Raw genomic sequence first — 15,715 nt, forward strand, 5'->3', positions numbered from 1 at the left:
CACTGGAGAGAGACATGGACCACGCCGCCACGGCGGAAGGCGCTGTCACGTCCCGCGTGATGCGCCGGCTGCTGCCATTCCTCTTGCTGATGTACGTGCTCGCGTTCCTGGATCGCGCGAACATCGGCTTCGCCCAGAAAGCCTTGCAGCAGGACACGGGCCTCACGAACGCCGCGTTCGCGTTCGGCGCGGGCGTGTTTTTCGTCGGCTATGCGATCTTCGAGGTGCCCAGCAATCTGCTCTTGCATCGCGTGGGCGCGAAGCTGTGGATGTGCCGCATCATGGTCACATGGGGCCTCGTTTCGTCGGCGATGGCCTTCGCGCATTCCGCGACGGCCTTCTACGCGCTGCGTTTTCTGCTCGGCGTGGCGGAAGCGGGCTTCTTCCCCGGCATCGTCTATTACCTGACGCGCTGGTTTCCGCAGAGCGCGCGTGCACGGGCGCTGGGCGTGTTCTATTTCGGCGCGCCGCTCGCCTTTATCTTCGGTGCGCCGCTTTCCGGCTTGCTGCTGGACCTGCACGGCGCGTTAGGCTTTGCCGGCTGGCAGTGGCTTTTTCTCGTCGAAGGGCTGCTCGCGTCCATCGTCGGCGCGTGGGCGTTCTTCTATCTCGACGACGATCCCGCCCGCGCCCGCTGGCTCACGCAGGAACAACGCGCGTGGCTCGTCGCGCGACTGGATGATGACGCGCGCGCCGCGTCATCGCACGGGCCGCATCGCGTGCTGGCCGCGTTGGTCGATCCGCGCGTGCTCGTGCTCTGCTGCGTCTACTTTCTGATTCAGGCGGCGGTGTATGGCGTCGTCTTTTATCTGCCGCAGCAAGTGGCCGCGCTGCTGGGCACGAAAGTCGGGTTGCGCGTCGGACTCGTGACCGCGCTGCCGTGGATCGCGGCGGTCGTCGTGACGTGGATCGTGCCGCGCTACGCGGATCGCACCGGCACGCATCGCGCGTGCGCCGTCGCGCTGCTCGTCATGTCCGGCGTCGCCATCGCGGTGTCGGGCGTCGCGGGCGCGCCCATCGTCTCGCTGATCGCGCTCTGTTGCGCCGCGAGCGGATTCATTGCCGCGCAGCCGCTTTTCTGGACCTTCCCGACGCGTTATCTGACCGGCGCGGCCGCCGCCGCGGGTATCGCGCTCATCAATTCGCTCGGCGGATTGGGCGGTTTTTTCGCGCCGATGGCCCGCACCGCCGCCGACGCCGCTTTTCATTCCGCGAGCGCCGGGCTCGTCGTGCTCGGCGCGTCGAGCGTGCTGGCGGCGGTCATCATCGTCGCGCTGGTCCGCGTGCCGGCGCGCGGCGCCGCCGCCGAGCCTCGTGGCGATCGCCGCAAACCCGCGAACGCGTCCTGACCATTCCAATCTACGGAGACGAAACCATGTCCATGCCCACCATTCGCCAGGTCCGCGCTTTCGTGGTTCGCGGCGGCGGCGCCGATTATCACGATCAGGGCGCCGATCACTGGATCGACGATCACGTCGCCACGCCGATGGCGCGTTATCCGGAGTATCGGCAGAGCCGGCAATCGTTCGGGCTGAACGTGCTCGGCTCGCTCGTCGTCGAAATCGAAGCGAGCGACGGCACCGTCGGCTTCGCGGTGACGACGGGCGGCGAGATCGGCGCGTTCATCGTCGAAAAGCATCTGGCGCGCTTCCTCGAAGGGCAGCGCGTGACGGACATCGAGAAAATGTGGGATCAGATGTACTTCGCGACGCTCTACTACGGGCGCAAGGGCATTGTGCTGAACGCGATCTCGGGCGTCGATCTGGCGCTCTGGGATCTGCTCGCGAAGGTGCGCAAGGAGCCAGTGTTCCAGTTGCTTGGCGGCCCCGTGCGCGACGAACTGCAGTTCTACGCGACCGGCGCGCGTCCCGATCTGGCGAAGCAAATGGGCTTCATCGGCGGCAAGATGCCGTTGCAGCACGGCCCGGCGGAAGGCGAAGAAGGGCTCGCCGCGAACATCGCGAAGCTCGCCGACATGCGCTCGAAAGTGGGCGACGACTTTTGGCTCATGTTCGACTGCTGGATGTCGCTCGATCTGAATTACGCGAAGCGGCTCGCCACCGCCGCGCACGAATACGGCCTGAAGTGGCTCGAAGAAACGCTTCCGCCCGACGACTATTGGGGCTACGCCGAACTGCGCCGCTCCGTTCCGCGCGGCATGATGGTGACGACGGGCGAACACGAAGCGACGCGCTGGGGTTTCCGGATGCTATTCGAAATGGGCTGCGCGGACCTCGTGCAGCCGGACGTCGGCTGGTGTGGCGGCATCACGGAGCTGATCAAGATTTCGGCGATGGCGGACGCGCACAACGTGCTCGTCGTGCCGCACGGGTCGTCCGTGTACAGCTATCACTTCGTCGTGACGCGGCATAACTCGCCGTTCGCCGAATTCCTGATGATGGCGCCGCAAGCCGATCAGGTCGTGCCGATGTTCACGCCGCTCTTGCTCGACGAGCCGGTGCCGGTCAACGGCCGCATGAAAGTGCCGGAGACGTCCGGCTTCGGCGTGCGGTTGAATCCGGAATGCGCGCTGGCGCGGCCTTACACCCACTGACGAGGCGTCCCATGCTGCTGGAGAACAAAGTCTTGATCGTGACGGGCGGCTCGCGCGGCATCGGGCGGGCGATCGCACTCGCCAGCGCGCGCGAAGGCGCGAACGTCGCGATCAATTACTGGCGCGACAACGACCAGTCTTACGGCAAGGCATCAGCGGTGGAATCGATCGTCGGCGAGATCGAGGCGCTGGGCCGTCGCGCGATTGCAGTCGAAGGCAATGTCGCGGAACGCGAGACCGGCATCGAACTCGTGCGGCGAACGGTCGAAGCGTTCGGGCGCGTCGACGTGCTGTCGAGCAATGCGGGCATCTGTCCGTTCCACGCGTTTCTCGACATGCCGCCTTCCGTGTACGAAACGACGGTCGCGGTGAATCTCAACGGCGCGTTCTACGTGACGCAGGCCGCCGCCAATCAGATGAAGGCGCAGGGCACGGGCGGCGCGATCGTCGCGACGAGTTCGATCAGCGCGCTCGTCGGCGGCGGCATGCAGACGCACTACACGCCGACGAAAGCGGGTGTGCATTCGCTAATGCAGTCGTGCGCGATCGCGCTCGGGCCGTATGGCATTCGCTGCAATTCGGTGATGCCCGGCACCATCGCGACCGACCTGAACGCCGACGATTTGTCGGACGCGGACAAGCGCGCCTACATGGAAAAGCGCATTCCGCTCGGCCGTCTCGGTGCGCCCGACGATGTCGCGCAGTGCGTGGTGTTCCTCGCGTCGGATCGTGCGCGCTATGTGACGGGCGCGTCGTTGTTGGTCGATGGCGGTCTTTTCGTCAACTTGCAGTGACCGCCGAGGGAACTGCCGAGTATTTGCGCAGCAACGCGATGAAGTATTCGGCCGGTTCGCTGAGCGTTTCGAATTTGCGGCGCAGCAGGCCGAAACCGGACAGGCTCTTGCCGATCTCGACCGGCAGCTCGACCAGCAGTTGCGCGCGCAGATAGTCGCGCACGACGGACTCGGGCAGCATCGCAACGGCATCGCTGTTTTGCAGCAGTTGCAGCGTCGCGAAGATCGACGCGCATTCGACGATATCGGCGGGCGTCGTCAACCCGGCACGCGCGAGTTCTTCCTCGAAGAGACCGCGCGCGGGGCTCGTGATCGGCTGAAGAATCCACGGCCAGCCGACGAGCGTATCCAGAGCAAGCGAAGCCTTCGCGGCCAGCGGGTGCTTCGCGCGCACGACGAGGCGCATGGCTTCGCGTGCGAGCGGTTCGAAGTCGAAGTCGTTGTGCTGCAAGGGCGTGGTCAGGCGGCCGAGCGCCAGATCCACTTCGCGGCGATGCAGCAGTTGCACGACCTGATCGCTCGTTTCGCCGAGTATCCGCACGTTGAGCAGCGGCCGCTCAGATTTGAGTTCGGTGACGGCCATCGCGAGCACGTCGGGCGCGGCGCCCATGATCGCGCCGACCGTCAGTTGTCCGTGACCGCCGCGCCGCTTGTTGTCGAGATCGTCGGCGAAGCGCGTCAAGTCCGCGAGCGAACGGCGCGCGTAAGCAAGCGCGGCGGTGCCGAGCGGCGTCGGATGCATGCCGCGCGCATTGCGGTCGAAGAGCTGAAAGCCGAACGCTTCTTCGATATCCGCGAGCATGCGGCTCGCGCTCGGCTGCGCGACGTTGATATTGTCCGCCGCCTGATGGAGATTGCGCGTGTTGTCGAGCGCGACGAGCAGCGCGAGATGCTTGAATTTGAGGCGGTTGACGAGCGCGACTTGTGACACGTTCTGGTTCATTGAGCAGCCCCGCGTGATGCAACACGACGATGTTCGCTGATACGGTTTTGCAATCGGCCAATCCTGCTTTCGGATTGTCGTGCTATCAGTCGGCGCATTATAGTCGCAGCACAACGCGCCTTATCGCAAAGAGAAGGCGCATCAAACATAAAAGGCGGCCGCCATGGAGACAGTGGCTTTTCGCATGACCCTCAAACCGGGCATGCGCGAGGAATATGAACGGCGCCATCGCGAGCTATGGCCCGAACTGGCCGATGCGCTGCGTGCCGCCGGCATCCGCGATTACTGGATCTTTCTCGACGAAGCGACAGGCCATCTCTTCGCCACGTACAAGCGCACGGACACGCATACGACCGATGCGCTGCCAGACCAGCCCATCATGCGCAAATGGTGGGATTTCATGGCGGAACTGATGGATACGCATGCGGACAACGCGCCCGTCGCTGTGGCGCTCGCGCCGGTTTTTCATCTTGCGTGAACGCGCCCGAGCCGCGAGGACACCACCATGCAGGTTGTCGATCCGCATATTCATCTGTGGGATTTATCCACGCACCATTACCCGTGGCTCGCAAATCCGCAGACGTCGTTCGTCGGCGACGCGCGCGAGCTGAAGCACGATTATCTGCTTGCCGACTTGCTGCGCGACGCCGAGGGCATCGACGTGCTCAAGCTCGTGCATGTCGATGCGAATCACGATCCCGCCGATCCGGTGGAAGAGACGCGCTGGCTGCAAGGCATCGCGAACGGTGAAGGACGCGGCATGCCGAACGCTATCGTGGCAGGCGCGGCTCTGTCGCGCGACGATGCGCCGCAAGTGCTCGAAGCGCATGCGGCGTTTGCGAATACACGCGGCATTCGGCAGATACTGAATGTGCATGAGAATCCGCTGTATGACTACGTTGGGCGACACTATTTGCACGAGCCGCAATGGCGCAGGCATTTCGCCTTGCTGCGGCGCTTCGGCATGTCGTTCGACTTGCAACTCTATCCATCGCAGATGCACGATGCCGCACAGCTTGCGCGTGAACACGACGATACGCAGTTCATCGTCAACCACGCGGGCATGTTCGTGGATCGTGCGTCGCCGGCCGGGTATCGCGCGTGGCGCGACGGGTTGCGCGCGCTGGCTGCGTGCCCCAACGTCGCGGTGAAAATCAGCGGTCTTGCGATGTTCGATCATCAATGGACCGTCGAGAGCTTTCGGCCCTATGTGCTCGAAACGATCGATACCTTCGGCTGCGAGCGCGCCATGTTCGCTTCGAATTTTCCGGTTGACCGCCTGTTCGGTTCGTACACGGCGATATGGAACGCGTATGCGCGCATCGTCGAGGACGCAAGCACGAGCGAGAAAGACGCGTTATTCATTCAGAATGCAGAACGTATATATCGCATCTAGTCAGGAGACGTTTGATGATCCCAAGGCTTGAAATGCGGCACGCGAGCAAGGCATTCGGCCGCGTGCGTGCGCTCGGCGACGCGAGTTTGCAGCTTTTTCCCGGCGAAGTGCATGCGCTGCTCGGGGAAAACGGCGCGGGCAAGTCCACGCTCGTCAAGCTGCTCGCGGGCGTCTATCAGCCGGATTCGGGCGAACTGCTCGTCGATGGCGTCGCGCGCCGCTTCGCGAATCCCGCCGAAGCACGCAACGCGGGCATCGCGGTGATCTACCAGGAGCCGACGCTCTTCGCGGACCTTTCCATCGCGGAGAACATTTACATGGGGCGTCAGCCGCGCGACAGGCTCGGGCGTATTCGCTATGACGAGATGCATCGCGAAGTCGATGCGTTGCTCGCATCGCTCGGCGTGAACATGCGCGCGCAGCGCCTCGTGCGCGGGCTGTCCATCGCGGATCAGCAAGTCGTGGAGATTGCGAAGGCGCTGTCGCTCGATGCCAACGTGCTCATCATGGACGAACCGACCGCCGCGCTTTCGCTGCCTGAAGTCGAGCGGCTCTTTGCTATCGTGCGCGGATTGCGCGAGCGCAATGCGGCGGTTCTTTTCATCACGCATCGGCTGGATGAAGTGTTCGCGCTCACGCAACGCATGACGATCATGCGTGATGGCATGAAAGTCCACGACGCGCTGACCGCGGACATGAGCATAGATTCGATCGTGAGCAAGATGGTGGGCCGCGATCTCGACACGTTCTACCCGAAGGCCGACGTCGCTCCGGGCGATGTGCGTCTCTCCGTGCGCAATCTGACGCGAGAAGGCGTATTCAAGAACGTGTCGTTCGATGTGCGCGCCGGTGAGATTGTCGCGCTGGCAGGTCTTGTCGGCGCGGGAAGAAGCGAAGTCGCACGCGCGATCTTCGGCATCGATCCGGTCGATGGCGGCGAAGTCAGGGTCGGCGGAAAGAAGATCGAACTCGGCAAACCGGCTGCGGCCGTGCGAGCGGGACTCGCGCTCGTGCCCGAAGACCGGCGCGCGCAAGGACTTGCGATGGAGTTGTCCATCGCGCGCAATGCATCGTTGACAGTGCTCGGACGTTTGGTGCGGCACGGCCTCATCTCGTCGCGAAGCGAATCCACGCTCGCCGCGGACTGGGGCAAGCGCCTTCGCCTGAAGGCCAGCGATCTCGACGCACCCGTGGGCACGCTGTCGGGCGGTAATCAGCAGAAGGTCGTGCTCGGCAAGTGGCTCGCGACGAATCCCAAGGTGCTCATCATCGACGAGCCGACGCGCGGCATCGACGTGGGCGCGAAAGCCGAGGTGTATCGCACGCTCGCGGAACTCGTGAAGGAGGGCATGGCCGTGCTGATGATATCGAGCGAACTGCCTGAAGTGCTTGGCATGGCAGACCGCGTGCTCGTGATGCACGAGGGACGTATCAGCGCGGACATTGCCCGCGCCGATGCGAGCGAGGAGCGCGTCATGAGCGCGGCGTTGGGCGCTCCTGCGCATACTTTAGGTCACGCGGCATGATGACACGACACTCTCCCAGCTTGCCCGCCATGCACGCCGCGCAAGAGAAACGCGACGGTTTCGCCGCATCCATCGCGAAGAGCCGCGAGTTGACGCTCTTCGTCGTGCTGCTCGTGCTCGTCGGCGCGACGGCGGCCGTGAAGCCCGACTTCCTGAATTTGCAGAATCTGCGCGACGTATTGCTCAATGTGTCGATCATCGGCTTGCTGACGGCGGGCATGACGATCGTGATGTTGATGCGGCACATCGACTTGTCGGTGGCGTCGATTGTCGGCGTAAGCGCGTATGCGGTCGGCAGCCTCTTTGTCGTGTTCCCGCATATGCCCGTGATCGCCGCGATATTCGCCGGCATATTGATCGGACTCCTGATTGGTGCGTTGAACGGCGCACTGGTCACGTTTGGCCGCGTCCCGTCGCTGGTTGCGACGCTCTCCACGCTTTACATCGTGCGCGGCGCGGATTACGCATGGGTCCACGGCGGACAGATCAACGCGACCAGCCTGCCGGATGCGTTCGCGAAAATCGCAACGGGGTCGTTGATTGGCGTGCCGAATCTCGTGTTGATCGCGCTCGTCGTGCTCATTGCGTTATCCGTGTATCTGAAGCAGTATCGCGGCGGACGCGAGCATTATGCGATCGGCTCGAATCCCGAAGCGGCGCGGCTTGCCGGCATTCGCGTGGACCGTCGCGTGATGATCGGCTTCCTGCTGTCGGGCGCGATTGCCGGGCTCGCCGGCGTGCTGTGGCTGGCGCGCTTCGGCACCGTCGATGCGAGCACGGCGAAGGGCATCGAGTTGCAAGTGGTCGCGGCGGCCGTCGTCGGCAGCGTCGCGATCACGGGCGGCGTCGGCACGGTGGCGGGCGCAACGCTCGGCGCGCTCGTGCTCGGCGTCATCAACATCGCGCTGGTGGTGCTGCGCGTGTCGCCGTTCTGGCAGCAAGCGATACAAGGCGCGCTGATCGTCGCGGCGATCACGCTCGATACGTTGCTCGCGCGTTCCGTTGCGCGCCGCATGATGAGGAAACGCGATCATGGCTAAACCCGATTCCGCTTTGTCCGTCGCGAAGCGCCGCCATGTGCAATGGGAAGCGATGCTGGTCATCGTGCTCGTCGTCTCGCTCGTGACGGGACGGGTGCTGGCGCCCATGTTTTTGTCGTCAGCGAATCTCTCCAACATGCTCGCCGATTTCACCGAGATCGCCTTGATCGCGTTGCCGATGACGCTCGTCATCGTCGCGGCGGAGATCGACTTGTCGGTTGCGTCGGTGCTCGGGGCATCGAGCGCGCTGATGGGCGTGCTGTGGCATATGGGATTGCCGATGCCGCTCGTCATCGCCATCGTGCTTGTCGCGGGCACGCTCGCGGGGCTGCTGAACGGGCTCGTGATCGTGCGCTTCGGCTTGCCCTCGCTTGCCGTGACCATCGGCACGCTCGCGTTGTTTCGCGGGCTCGCGTATGTATTGCTGGGCGATCAGGCCATCGCGGATTTCCCCGCGTCATACACGGCGTTCGGCATCGATACTGTCGGCGATACCTTCCTGCCGATGCCGTTCCTTCTCGTGATCGCGGGCGCCATCGTCTTCACGATTCTCTTGCAGGCGACGCCCTTTGGACGCAGCCTCTATGCCATCGGCGCGAACCCGACCGCCGCGCAGTTCTCCGGCATCGACGTCGCCAGGACGAAGCTGAAGCTCTTCATGATGTCGGGCGCGATGTCGGCGCTCGCGGGCGTCGTCTATACACTGCGCTTCACGAGTGCGCGTGGCGACAACGGCGAAGGCTTCGAACTGTCGGTCATCGCGGCGGTGCTGTTTGGCGGCGTGAGTATCTTCGGCGGACGCGGCTCGATGATCGGCGTGCTGCTGTCGCTCGTGATCATCGGCGTGCTGCGCAATGCCTTGACGCTCGCGGACGTGTCGAGCGAAACGCTGACCATCGTGACCGGCGCTCTGTTGCTTTCCTCGGTGCTGATACCGAACCTGGTCGCGCGTTGGCGGGCGGCGCGCGAGAAGCGCCTGATGGCGCAGACGCTATGACGAAAAGTTATACCCGCGTTGATAACCAGCGCAGAAGCCCGTTTTTGAAGGGCGGCGCGCAATGACAGGAGACGTTCAGACATGAAAAAGCCCTATCGATTCGCACGCGGCCCGATGCTCGCGGCGGCCTTGCTTGCCGTCACCGTGGCATTGACTGCGAGCGCCGCCGAAGTGAAGAGCGGCCTCAAGATCGCATTCGTGCCGAAGCAGATCAACAACCCGTACGAGGTGATCGCCGACGATGGCGGCATGGCCGCAATCAAGGAGATGAAGGGCGACGGCAAGGTCGTGGGGCCGTCGGATGCCGGTGCGTCATCGCAAGTCAGCTATATCAACACGCTCATCACGCAGCGTCAGAACGCGATCGTGATTGCGGCCAACGATGCGAACGCGGTCGTGCCGTATCTGAAGAAGGCGATGTCGCAGGGCATCAAGGTCGTCACGTTCGATTCGGATACCGCGCCCGATGGCCGGCAGATTTTCGTGAATCAGGCCGAGTCCGAGGCGATCGGGCGCGGGCAGATTCAACTGCTATCCAAGCTGATCGGCGGCGAAGGGGAATTCGCGATTCTTTCGGCTACGCCCAACGCGACGAACCAGAATACGTGGATCAAATGGATGCAGGAAGAGTTGAAGAAGCCCGAGTATTCGAAGATGAAACTGGTCAAGATCGCCTACGGCAACGACGATGACCAGAAGTCGTTCGTCGAGACGCAAGGCTTGTTGCAGGCATATCCGAACCTGAAGGGCATCGTCGCGCCGACATCGGTCGGGATTGCGGCTGCGGCGCGTTATATCCAGAGCTCGCCGGCCAAGGGTAAGGTCACTGTGACCGGCCTTGGCACGCCGAATCAGATGCGCGCGTTCATCAAGAACGGCACCGTGCAGGCGTTCCAGTTGTGGGACCCGGGCCAATTGGGCTACCTCGCGGCGTTTGCGGCGGCGAATCTCGCGTCCGGCACCATCACGGGCAAGGAAGGCGATTCGTTCGATGCCGGCAAGCTCGGCAAGCGCACGGTGGGCAAGAGCGGCGAAGTGATTCTCGGGCCGCCGACGACGTTCGACGCCAGCAATATCGATCGTTTCAATTTCTAGGCGGATGCGGCGGAGCGCCTCGACGCTCCGCCGTATAGTTTTACTAAGGTTAGCTAACTATCTTCGCGACTTGGACAGACGGTGCGCCAGTCCGAGATTGGTCGCGATTTGCCAGACATACACGCGCGAGAAGCGCACGCCATAGCGCCGCTCGATCAGTTCGCGCAGACGCGCATTGGTCCATGCGTCGCTTGGAAAGCCGTGTTTGCGCGCCGGGTTCTGCAACGCGGCGGCGATCCAGTCGAGCGCCGCGCGGTCCAACACCGACGTGCGTCCGCCGACGCCCATTTTCGCGAGCGCATCCAGCCCGCCGTCCGCAACGATGCTTTTGTAGCGGCGCACCGTCTGCACCGACAGATGCAGCTCGTCCGCGACCGTCGCCACCGATGCGCCTTCCAGCAGCCTGCGCCCGGCGCTCATGCGCCGCTCGACGCTCGGAAGAGGGGCGGGGCGGGACGGCATCGCGCTGTCGTCGTTCGGGCGGTCCGGGGCTTCGACGCGCGGCGGTTCAGCCGCGCAGCCCGGCGGCGCGCTCACGCGCAATCCAGTGCGCCCGTGAAATGCGGGGCGCGTCGAAGCCGGGCGCGGCGTCACGGCGTCCGTATGCGTTCATGCGTGGCTCCTTTTCGGGAGACTGCGGAACTCGATCGAACGTGCTTAACGGAAAATCGTGCGCGGCCCGCGAAGTCAGGCCGGCTACTTCGGGCTACCAATAAACGTTTTACGGCGCAATGGGCAGCGGTCGCCAAAAATTTTTTGGCTTGAATAATGGAGGCGAATTGCCTATGCGCGCGGCGGTCCAGGCGCGCTTCAACCCACGCGCGATGCGCGGCGAGCAATGCTGCGGGACTCGGTTGCAGTTGTTCGTGTATCCGTGCGTCGCGAGGACGCCATGCGCGGCCGAAGCCCTCGCCTCAGACGCGATAGAACTCGATATCCTGGCCCGCATGTACCGCGCGCTTCAACCATTCCGGCATGTCGCCCACGCCGTCCCAGGTGTCGCCGCTTGCGTTGCGGAAAACCGGACCGGCTCCGTTCGATGCGGGCATGGACGGCAATTGAGGCATCGCGCGATGCGCCTTTTGGGCGCCGTTCGCCCCGTTCCCGTTGGTTTTCGTGAACGTGGGCGGTGGGGGAGGCGCGGCCTGCGCTTCGGCTAAAGCTTCGGCCAGGGCGGTTTCGGTAATGCCGAATTCGGCCATGCGGCTGCGTAAGTACGCAATGATGCTATCTCGCTTTCTTTCGTCCACGGCTTTCCTGATTCAGCTTTTTGATTTACAGAAGACGAACCCATGCCCCGCGCGGACCGGGGCGGTTCGATGTCTTTAATAGGTGTATTACCAAGCGTGGCGCAGTGTTTGCCGCTCGTCAATTGGTGAATTTACCGCGAGGCTGTTTTAATCCGCCAGACTCATTGACGCAATCGCCGAATAGACTCGCCGAATAGAGTCGCTAAGTCCTTTACTCGTTCGAGGATCACCGCGACGGACGCACGACAAGAGTGCGCGCGGGAAGTCACGCTGAAAACCACGATCCGCAGAGGGGCAAGCCGCGCCGCCGACGACTGCGCGACGGCCGAAAAGCTCGCTCCGCTTCTATTGTATGCTGCTCTTAGCCGGAATCAGAAAGTTTTAACGCGAATGTTGTTCTCCCGGTAATTCCGCACCGTGCGCGCGAATGGCGGCAATCAGTTCCGCCGGTGTTATTTCATAACGGACTTCCCGATGAATACCGGGTTTGCGTTCATCGATCTCGATCAGCAGCACGGCCTTGCCGTCAGCGGCGGGTTCGAGCTTCAACGAGCGCACTTCCTGGCCGGTGGCGTCGTCATATTCGGTCAGGAGCGTCATGGCCCCGGTGGCTGCGCTTCTCGGCATCGACATTCTTCCTCCCGTCTTGCGACGCATTTGTTGTTGTTCCGCTGCATCGGCCAGCCGCGCGCACGATAGGGCGTGCGCGCTCGACGGACGAAATAGGGCGGATACGGCGGACGCGGAGCGCGGCGCATACGCGAGTGCACTCCGGTATCTCATTATTGCCTGCCAAAAGCGCGGGCGTCCAGCGTGCGAGTTTCCCGCCCGCTTGCGCCTCGTCGTGCCCCTTAAGCGGTCGCCCCGATGGCGTCGCGGGCTTCTGCGGTGATTTCGAACGAACGCAGCCGCGCCGCATGGTCGAAAATCTGCGCGGTGACGATGAGTTCGTCCGCCCGCGTCTGATCGATCACGGAGCGCAGCCCGGCTTCGACGTCCCCACGGTCGCCGACGACCGAGCACGACAGCGAGTGATCCACGCCCGCGCGCTCGGCCGGCGACCACGCGATCGATTCGACCGGCGGCGGCAGTTGCCCCGGCGTGCCTCGTCGAAGATTGATGAATTGCTGTTGCAGCGATGTGAACAGGAAGCGCGCTTCGTCGGCGGTGTCGGCGGCGAAGACGTTGACGCCGACCATCGCGTAAGGCTTGTCGAGCGTGGCGGACGGCCGGAATTGCGAGCGATAGACGTGCAGCGCGGTCATCAGATAATCCGGCGCGAAATGGGACGCGAACGCGAACGGCAGCCCGAGCGCCGCTGCGAGCTGCGCGGAAAAGAGCGAGGAGCCGAGCAGCCAGATCGGCACATGCAGCCCCGCGCCGGGCACCGCGCGCACGCGCTGGCCTTCCACGGGATCGCCGAAATAACGCTGAAGCTCCACGACGTCGTCGGGGAACGAGTCCGCGCTGCCTTGCAGGTCGCGGCGCAGCGCGCGGGCGGTCGTCTGGTCGGTGCCGGGCGCGCGCCCGAGCCCGAGGTCGATGCGGTCCGGAAACAGCGAGGCGAGCGTGCCGAACTGCTCGGCGATCACGAGCGGCGCGTGATTCGGCAGCATGATGCCGCCCGAGCCGACTCGAATCGTCTTCGTGCCGCCCGCGATATGCGCGATCACCACGGAGGTCGCCGCGCTGGCGATCCCCGTCATGTTGTGATGCTCGGCGAGCCAGTAGCGCCGGTAACCCCAGCGTTCGGCGTGCTGGGCGAGATCGAGCGAATGGGCGAAGGCGTCGGCGGCGGTGGAGCCGAGCGGAATGGGCGAGAGGTCCAGCAGCGAGAAGGGGATCATTGCGATTGGGCTTGCAAGAACGTGGCGGCGCGGCGTGCGGATGGGCGCAGCGGCCTCGACGCGGCCACGCGTTGGACCTTCGATTGTGCCGAAAGTCCGGGAAGTCTGCCGAAGCCGACGATGTTCGCGGCGTGCGGGCGGCTCGGGGCGAGGATCATGCGGGCCGGATGCGTCTGCCGTCACGCCAGCGCCGGGTATCCTCGCTGCGCCGCCTCGCGCTCATAGCGGAGAATCGGCGCGTAATCCGCTTTTTCCAAGCGCACGACGCCCTTCAGCCTCAACCTGCCTGCAAGCTGCCGGTCACGCTCGATGGCATCGCTCAGCGCGGCCGCGAGCCCATCGACGAGTTCGGGCGGCACGCGCTTCGATGCGATGAACGGAAGCGCGGGCGCACTCGCCGTCGTGCCGAGTTCGCGCACGCCGGCCGCCAGTTCGGGCCGATGCGCCCGCACGAACGCGAGCGTCACGCAGTCGATGGCGGCGATATCGGCGCTTTGGTCGATCGCGATGGCCCGCAGCGACGCCAGATGCCCGCCGCTCTTCGTCACGGAGCCGAAGAAGCGCCCGCCCTGCGCGAAAGGGGCGACGGCGTGTCGGAACAGGTTCATGCCGCTGTTCGAATCGTCGTCGTTGTAGACGGCGCGCAGGCCGCGACAGGCTTCCAGCGATGCCGCGTCCACGTGCGCGCCCGCCACCAGCACGCTGCGATAGCCGCCGTTATCGCAGCCGGGGACATCGAAGTCCGGCGTGGCGACGAGTTGCACCTGCTCATCAAGCGCATGCAGCAGCGGATAGCCGCACGTCTGCGAGAGCAGCAGATCGTCGCGCAGCCAGAAGGCGGTCAGTTCCGAGCGCGGATCGGCGATGGTGAGCGTATCGCCGCGCGCGTCGAGGCGATCGGCGATCCGGGCGTGCACGGCATCGAGCAAGGCGCGCCAGTCGGCGGCGAGCGCGGGCGTGACGTTGTACATCGGCAGGGCGGCGGTCCAGTGCATCGTCGGGGGCGGGCGTGAGATGTTGCATCGTAACGGGTGTTTCGAGGCGATGGTCGGCGAGCCGGCTCGCCAGCGGTGACGAGCAGTCGCCGGATCGCGGCGTGCGTCGAATCTTCAACCGCCGGAAGCCGCCTCCGCGCGCTCGCCGCGCCCGAACGTTCGTACCGGCGCGTCATCGGCCGCACTCGCGAACGGATGCACCGGCGCGACCGCCCGCGCGAACGCATACCGCGTGAACCACTCGCCGTATCCACGCACGACGAAACCGCCATTGCTCGCCCGATACGCTTCGCGCCGCTCACGATAAACCGCGCCGAGCGCAAACCAGGGCACGCCCGGCAAATCATGATGCACCGCATGGTAGTTGTTGTTCAGAAAGAGCAGCCGCCACGGCCACGCGGCCTCGTTGATGACCGTCCGTTCGCGCTCCGGACCGACCGCACGATGTTCGAGGAACGAGCGCACGGACGAAAGCACGAGCGCCGCGTAGCCGACGCCCAGGAACGCGCGCCACGGCACGCCACATCGCGTGTCCAGCCACCACGCGAGCACCGCCAGCGCCGCAATGTGGGCGATCCAGCTCGCGACGATCCGCCATTCGCGATCAAGAACCGCCATCGCCGCTTCCCGCCAGGACGCGGCGATGGCGAACCACGGCCCGATCAGCAGGCGCCCGACGAACGTATTGCGCGCGGCGATCGCGGCACGCAGCACGATGCCCGCGCTTGCCCACTGAGCGGGCGTCACGTAGTAGCTTTCGGGATCGCGGCCGGGCACGGTCAGATGCGCGTCGTCGTGATGACGCAGGTGGGACGCGCGATAGACCGCATACGGAAACCACACGGCGAGCGGCGCCAGCCCGAAGATCATGTTGACGAGCGGCCAGCGCGTCGGATGTCCGTGCAACAACTCGTGCTGCAGCGACATGTACCAGCACGACAGCACCGCGAGCAGGCCGAGCGCGACCGGCAATCCGAGCGTGCGCGCATGCATCGCGACGGCGAACCAGCCGCCATGCACTGCGACGATCACGAGCCAGGTGGGCCATTCGCTGCGCCAGCGCCAGGACGCGCGCTGGTCCTGGATTGCATCGCGTTGGGCGTCGTCGAGATAGCGTGGCATGGCGGACTCTGAAAGGCGAAGGGCCATGTTAGCCGCGTGCTCGCGCCACCCCAACGAACGAATACGCCTATGGTTTTCGCGCAAAGCGGATAGCAGCGCGTTGCACGCCGGCGCTTTTCACGCGATCGCGATTTATGTAGGCATGCGAAATAATGA

At 64.4% G+C, this 15,715-nt stretch carries 16 protein-coding genes; 9 read left to right on the forward strand and 7 right to left on the reverse strand.

The genetic code is table 11. From position 1 onward, the window contains the following. Nucleotides 1–14 precede the first annotated feature (14 nt). Genes GV035_RS08640 through GV035_RS08650 form a run of 3 tightly spaced genes read left to right on the forward strand, consistent with a single transcriptional unit; the run spans nt 15 to nt 3,348 of the window. A complete protein-coding gene (locus tag GV035_RS08640; protein ID WP_159834527.1) occupies nt 15–1,349 on the forward strand; it encodes an MFS transporter in 1,335 nt (444 codons plus the stop codon). Nucleotides 1,350–1,375: 26 nt separating this feature from the next. Next, on the forward strand, nt 1,376–2,554 hold the full coding sequence (gene rhmD, locus GV035_RS08645; protein WP_159834528.1) for an L-rhamnonate dehydratase: 1,179 nt from the start codon (nt 1,376–1,378) through the stop codon (nt 2,552–2,554). Between the two features lie 11 nt (nt 2,555–2,565). After that, nucleotides 2,566–3,348 carry an SDR family NAD(P)-dependent oxidoreductase gene (locus GV035_RS08650; RefSeq protein ID WP_159834529.1) on the forward strand — a complete coding sequence of 261 codons (783 nt, stop codon included), beginning with the start codon at nt 2,566–2,568 and terminating at the stop codon, nt 3,346–3,348. Here the strand turns inward: GV035_RS08650 and GV035_RS08655 are convergent. Continuing rightward, on the reverse strand, nt 3,335–4,291 hold the full coding sequence (locus tag GV035_RS08655; protein WP_159834530.1) for a LysR family transcriptional regulator: 957 nt from the start codon (nt 4,289–4,291) through the stop codon (nt 3,335–3,337). The two genes, GV035_RS08650 and GV035_RS08655, sit on opposite strands and share 14 nt — an antisense overlap. A gap of 163 nt (nt 4,292–4,454) precedes the next feature. Between GV035_RS08655 and rhaM the strand changes: the two genes are divergently transcribed. The 6 genes from rhaM to rhaS all read left to right on the forward strand — a co-directional run bounded on the left by rhaM (nt 4,455) and on the right by rhaS (nt 10,345). Beyond that, nucleotides 4,455–4,769, forward strand: a complete 315-nt coding sequence (rhaM, locus tag GV035_RS08660; RefSeq protein WP_159834531.1) for an L-rhamnose mutarotase — start codon at nt 4,455–4,457, stop codon at nt 4,767–4,769. 27 nt (nt 4,770–4,796) lie between these two features. Further along, nucleotides 4,797–5,687, forward strand: a complete 891-nt coding sequence (locus GV035_RS08665; RefSeq protein WP_159834532.1) for an amidohydrolase family protein — start codon at nt 4,797–4,799, stop codon at nt 5,685–5,687. A gap of 14 nt (nt 5,688–5,701) precedes the next feature. Beyond that, nucleotides 5,702–7,213 (forward strand): sugar ABC transporter ATP-binding protein, encoded by a 1,512-nt coding sequence (locus tag GV035_RS08670; RefSeq protein ID WP_159834533.1) that lies wholly within the window; start codon nt 5,702–5,704, stop codon nt 7,211–7,213. Next, the gene (locus tag GV035_RS08675; RefSeq protein WP_159834534.1) at nt 7,213–8,253 is read left to right on the forward strand and encodes an ABC transporter permease; all 1,041 of its coding nucleotides are present in this window, start codon (nt 7,213–7,215) and stop codon (nt 8,251–8,253) included. Before GV035_RS08670 ends, GV035_RS08675 begins: the two co-directional genes overlap by 1 nt. Beyond that, nucleotides 8,246–9,250 (forward strand): ABC transporter permease, encoded by a 1,005-nt coding sequence (locus tag GV035_RS08680; RefSeq protein WP_159834535.1) that lies wholly within the window; start codon nt 8,246–8,248, stop codon nt 9,248–9,250. The genes GV035_RS08675 and GV035_RS08680 overlap by 8 nt, the downstream gene beginning before the upstream one ends. 81 nt (nt 9,251–9,331) lie before the next feature. Beyond that, nucleotides 9,332–10,345, forward strand: coding sequence for a rhamnose ABC transporter substrate-binding protein (rhaS, locus tag GV035_RS08685; protein ID WP_159834536.1), 1,014 nt, complete (start codon nt 9,332–9,334; stop codon nt 10,343–10,345). Between the two features lie 57 nt (nt 10,346–10,402). Here the strand turns inward: rhaS and GV035_RS08690 are convergent, their stop codons facing one another. The 6 genes from GV035_RS08690 to GV035_RS08715 all read right to left on the reverse strand — a co-directional run bounded on the left by GV035_RS08690 (nt 10,403) and on the right by GV035_RS08715 (nt 15,559). After that, on the reverse strand, nt 10,403–10,882 hold the full coding sequence (locus GV035_RS08690; protein WP_328698909.1) for a helix-turn-helix domain-containing protein: 480 nt from the start codon (nt 10,880–10,882) through the stop codon (nt 10,403–10,405). Nucleotides 10,883–11,259: 377 nt separating this feature from the next. Then, nucleotides 11,260–11,547 (reverse strand): hypothetical protein, encoded by a 288-nt coding sequence (locus GV035_RS08695; RefSeq protein WP_236572495.1) that lies wholly within the window; start codon nt 11,545–11,547, stop codon nt 11,260–11,262. Between the two features lie 429 nt (nt 11,548–11,976). Next, entirely contained in the window at nt 11,977–12,222 is a 246-nt protein-coding gene (locus GV035_RS08700) for a hypothetical protein (protein ID WP_159835041.1), read from the reverse strand. Between the two features lie 224 nt (nt 12,223–12,446). Beyond that, complete coding sequence (locus GV035_RS08705; RefSeq protein WP_159834538.1) at nt 12,447–13,442, reverse strand: luciferase-like monooxygenase; 996 nt, start codon at nt 13,440–13,442, stop codon at nt 12,447–12,449. Nucleotides 13,443–13,621: 179 nt separating this feature from the next. Continuing rightward, complete coding sequence (locus tag GV035_RS08710) at nt 13,622–14,437, reverse strand: phosphate/phosphite/phosphonate ABC transporter substrate-binding protein (protein WP_159834539.1); 816 nt, start codon at nt 14,435–14,437, stop codon at nt 13,622–13,624. Nucleotides 14,438–14,551: 114 nt separating this feature from the next. Continuing rightward, a complete protein-coding gene (locus GV035_RS08715; protein ID WP_159834540.1) occupies nt 14,552–15,559 on the reverse strand; it encodes a fatty acid desaturase in 1,008 nt (335 codons plus the stop codon). Nucleotides 15,560–15,715: the final 156 nt, after the last annotated feature.

It is taken from the genome of Burkholderia sp. 8Y, assembly GCF_902506145.1.
Classification (GTDB): Bacteria; Pseudomonadota; Gammaproteobacteria; order Burkholderiales; family Burkholderiaceae; genus Caballeronia.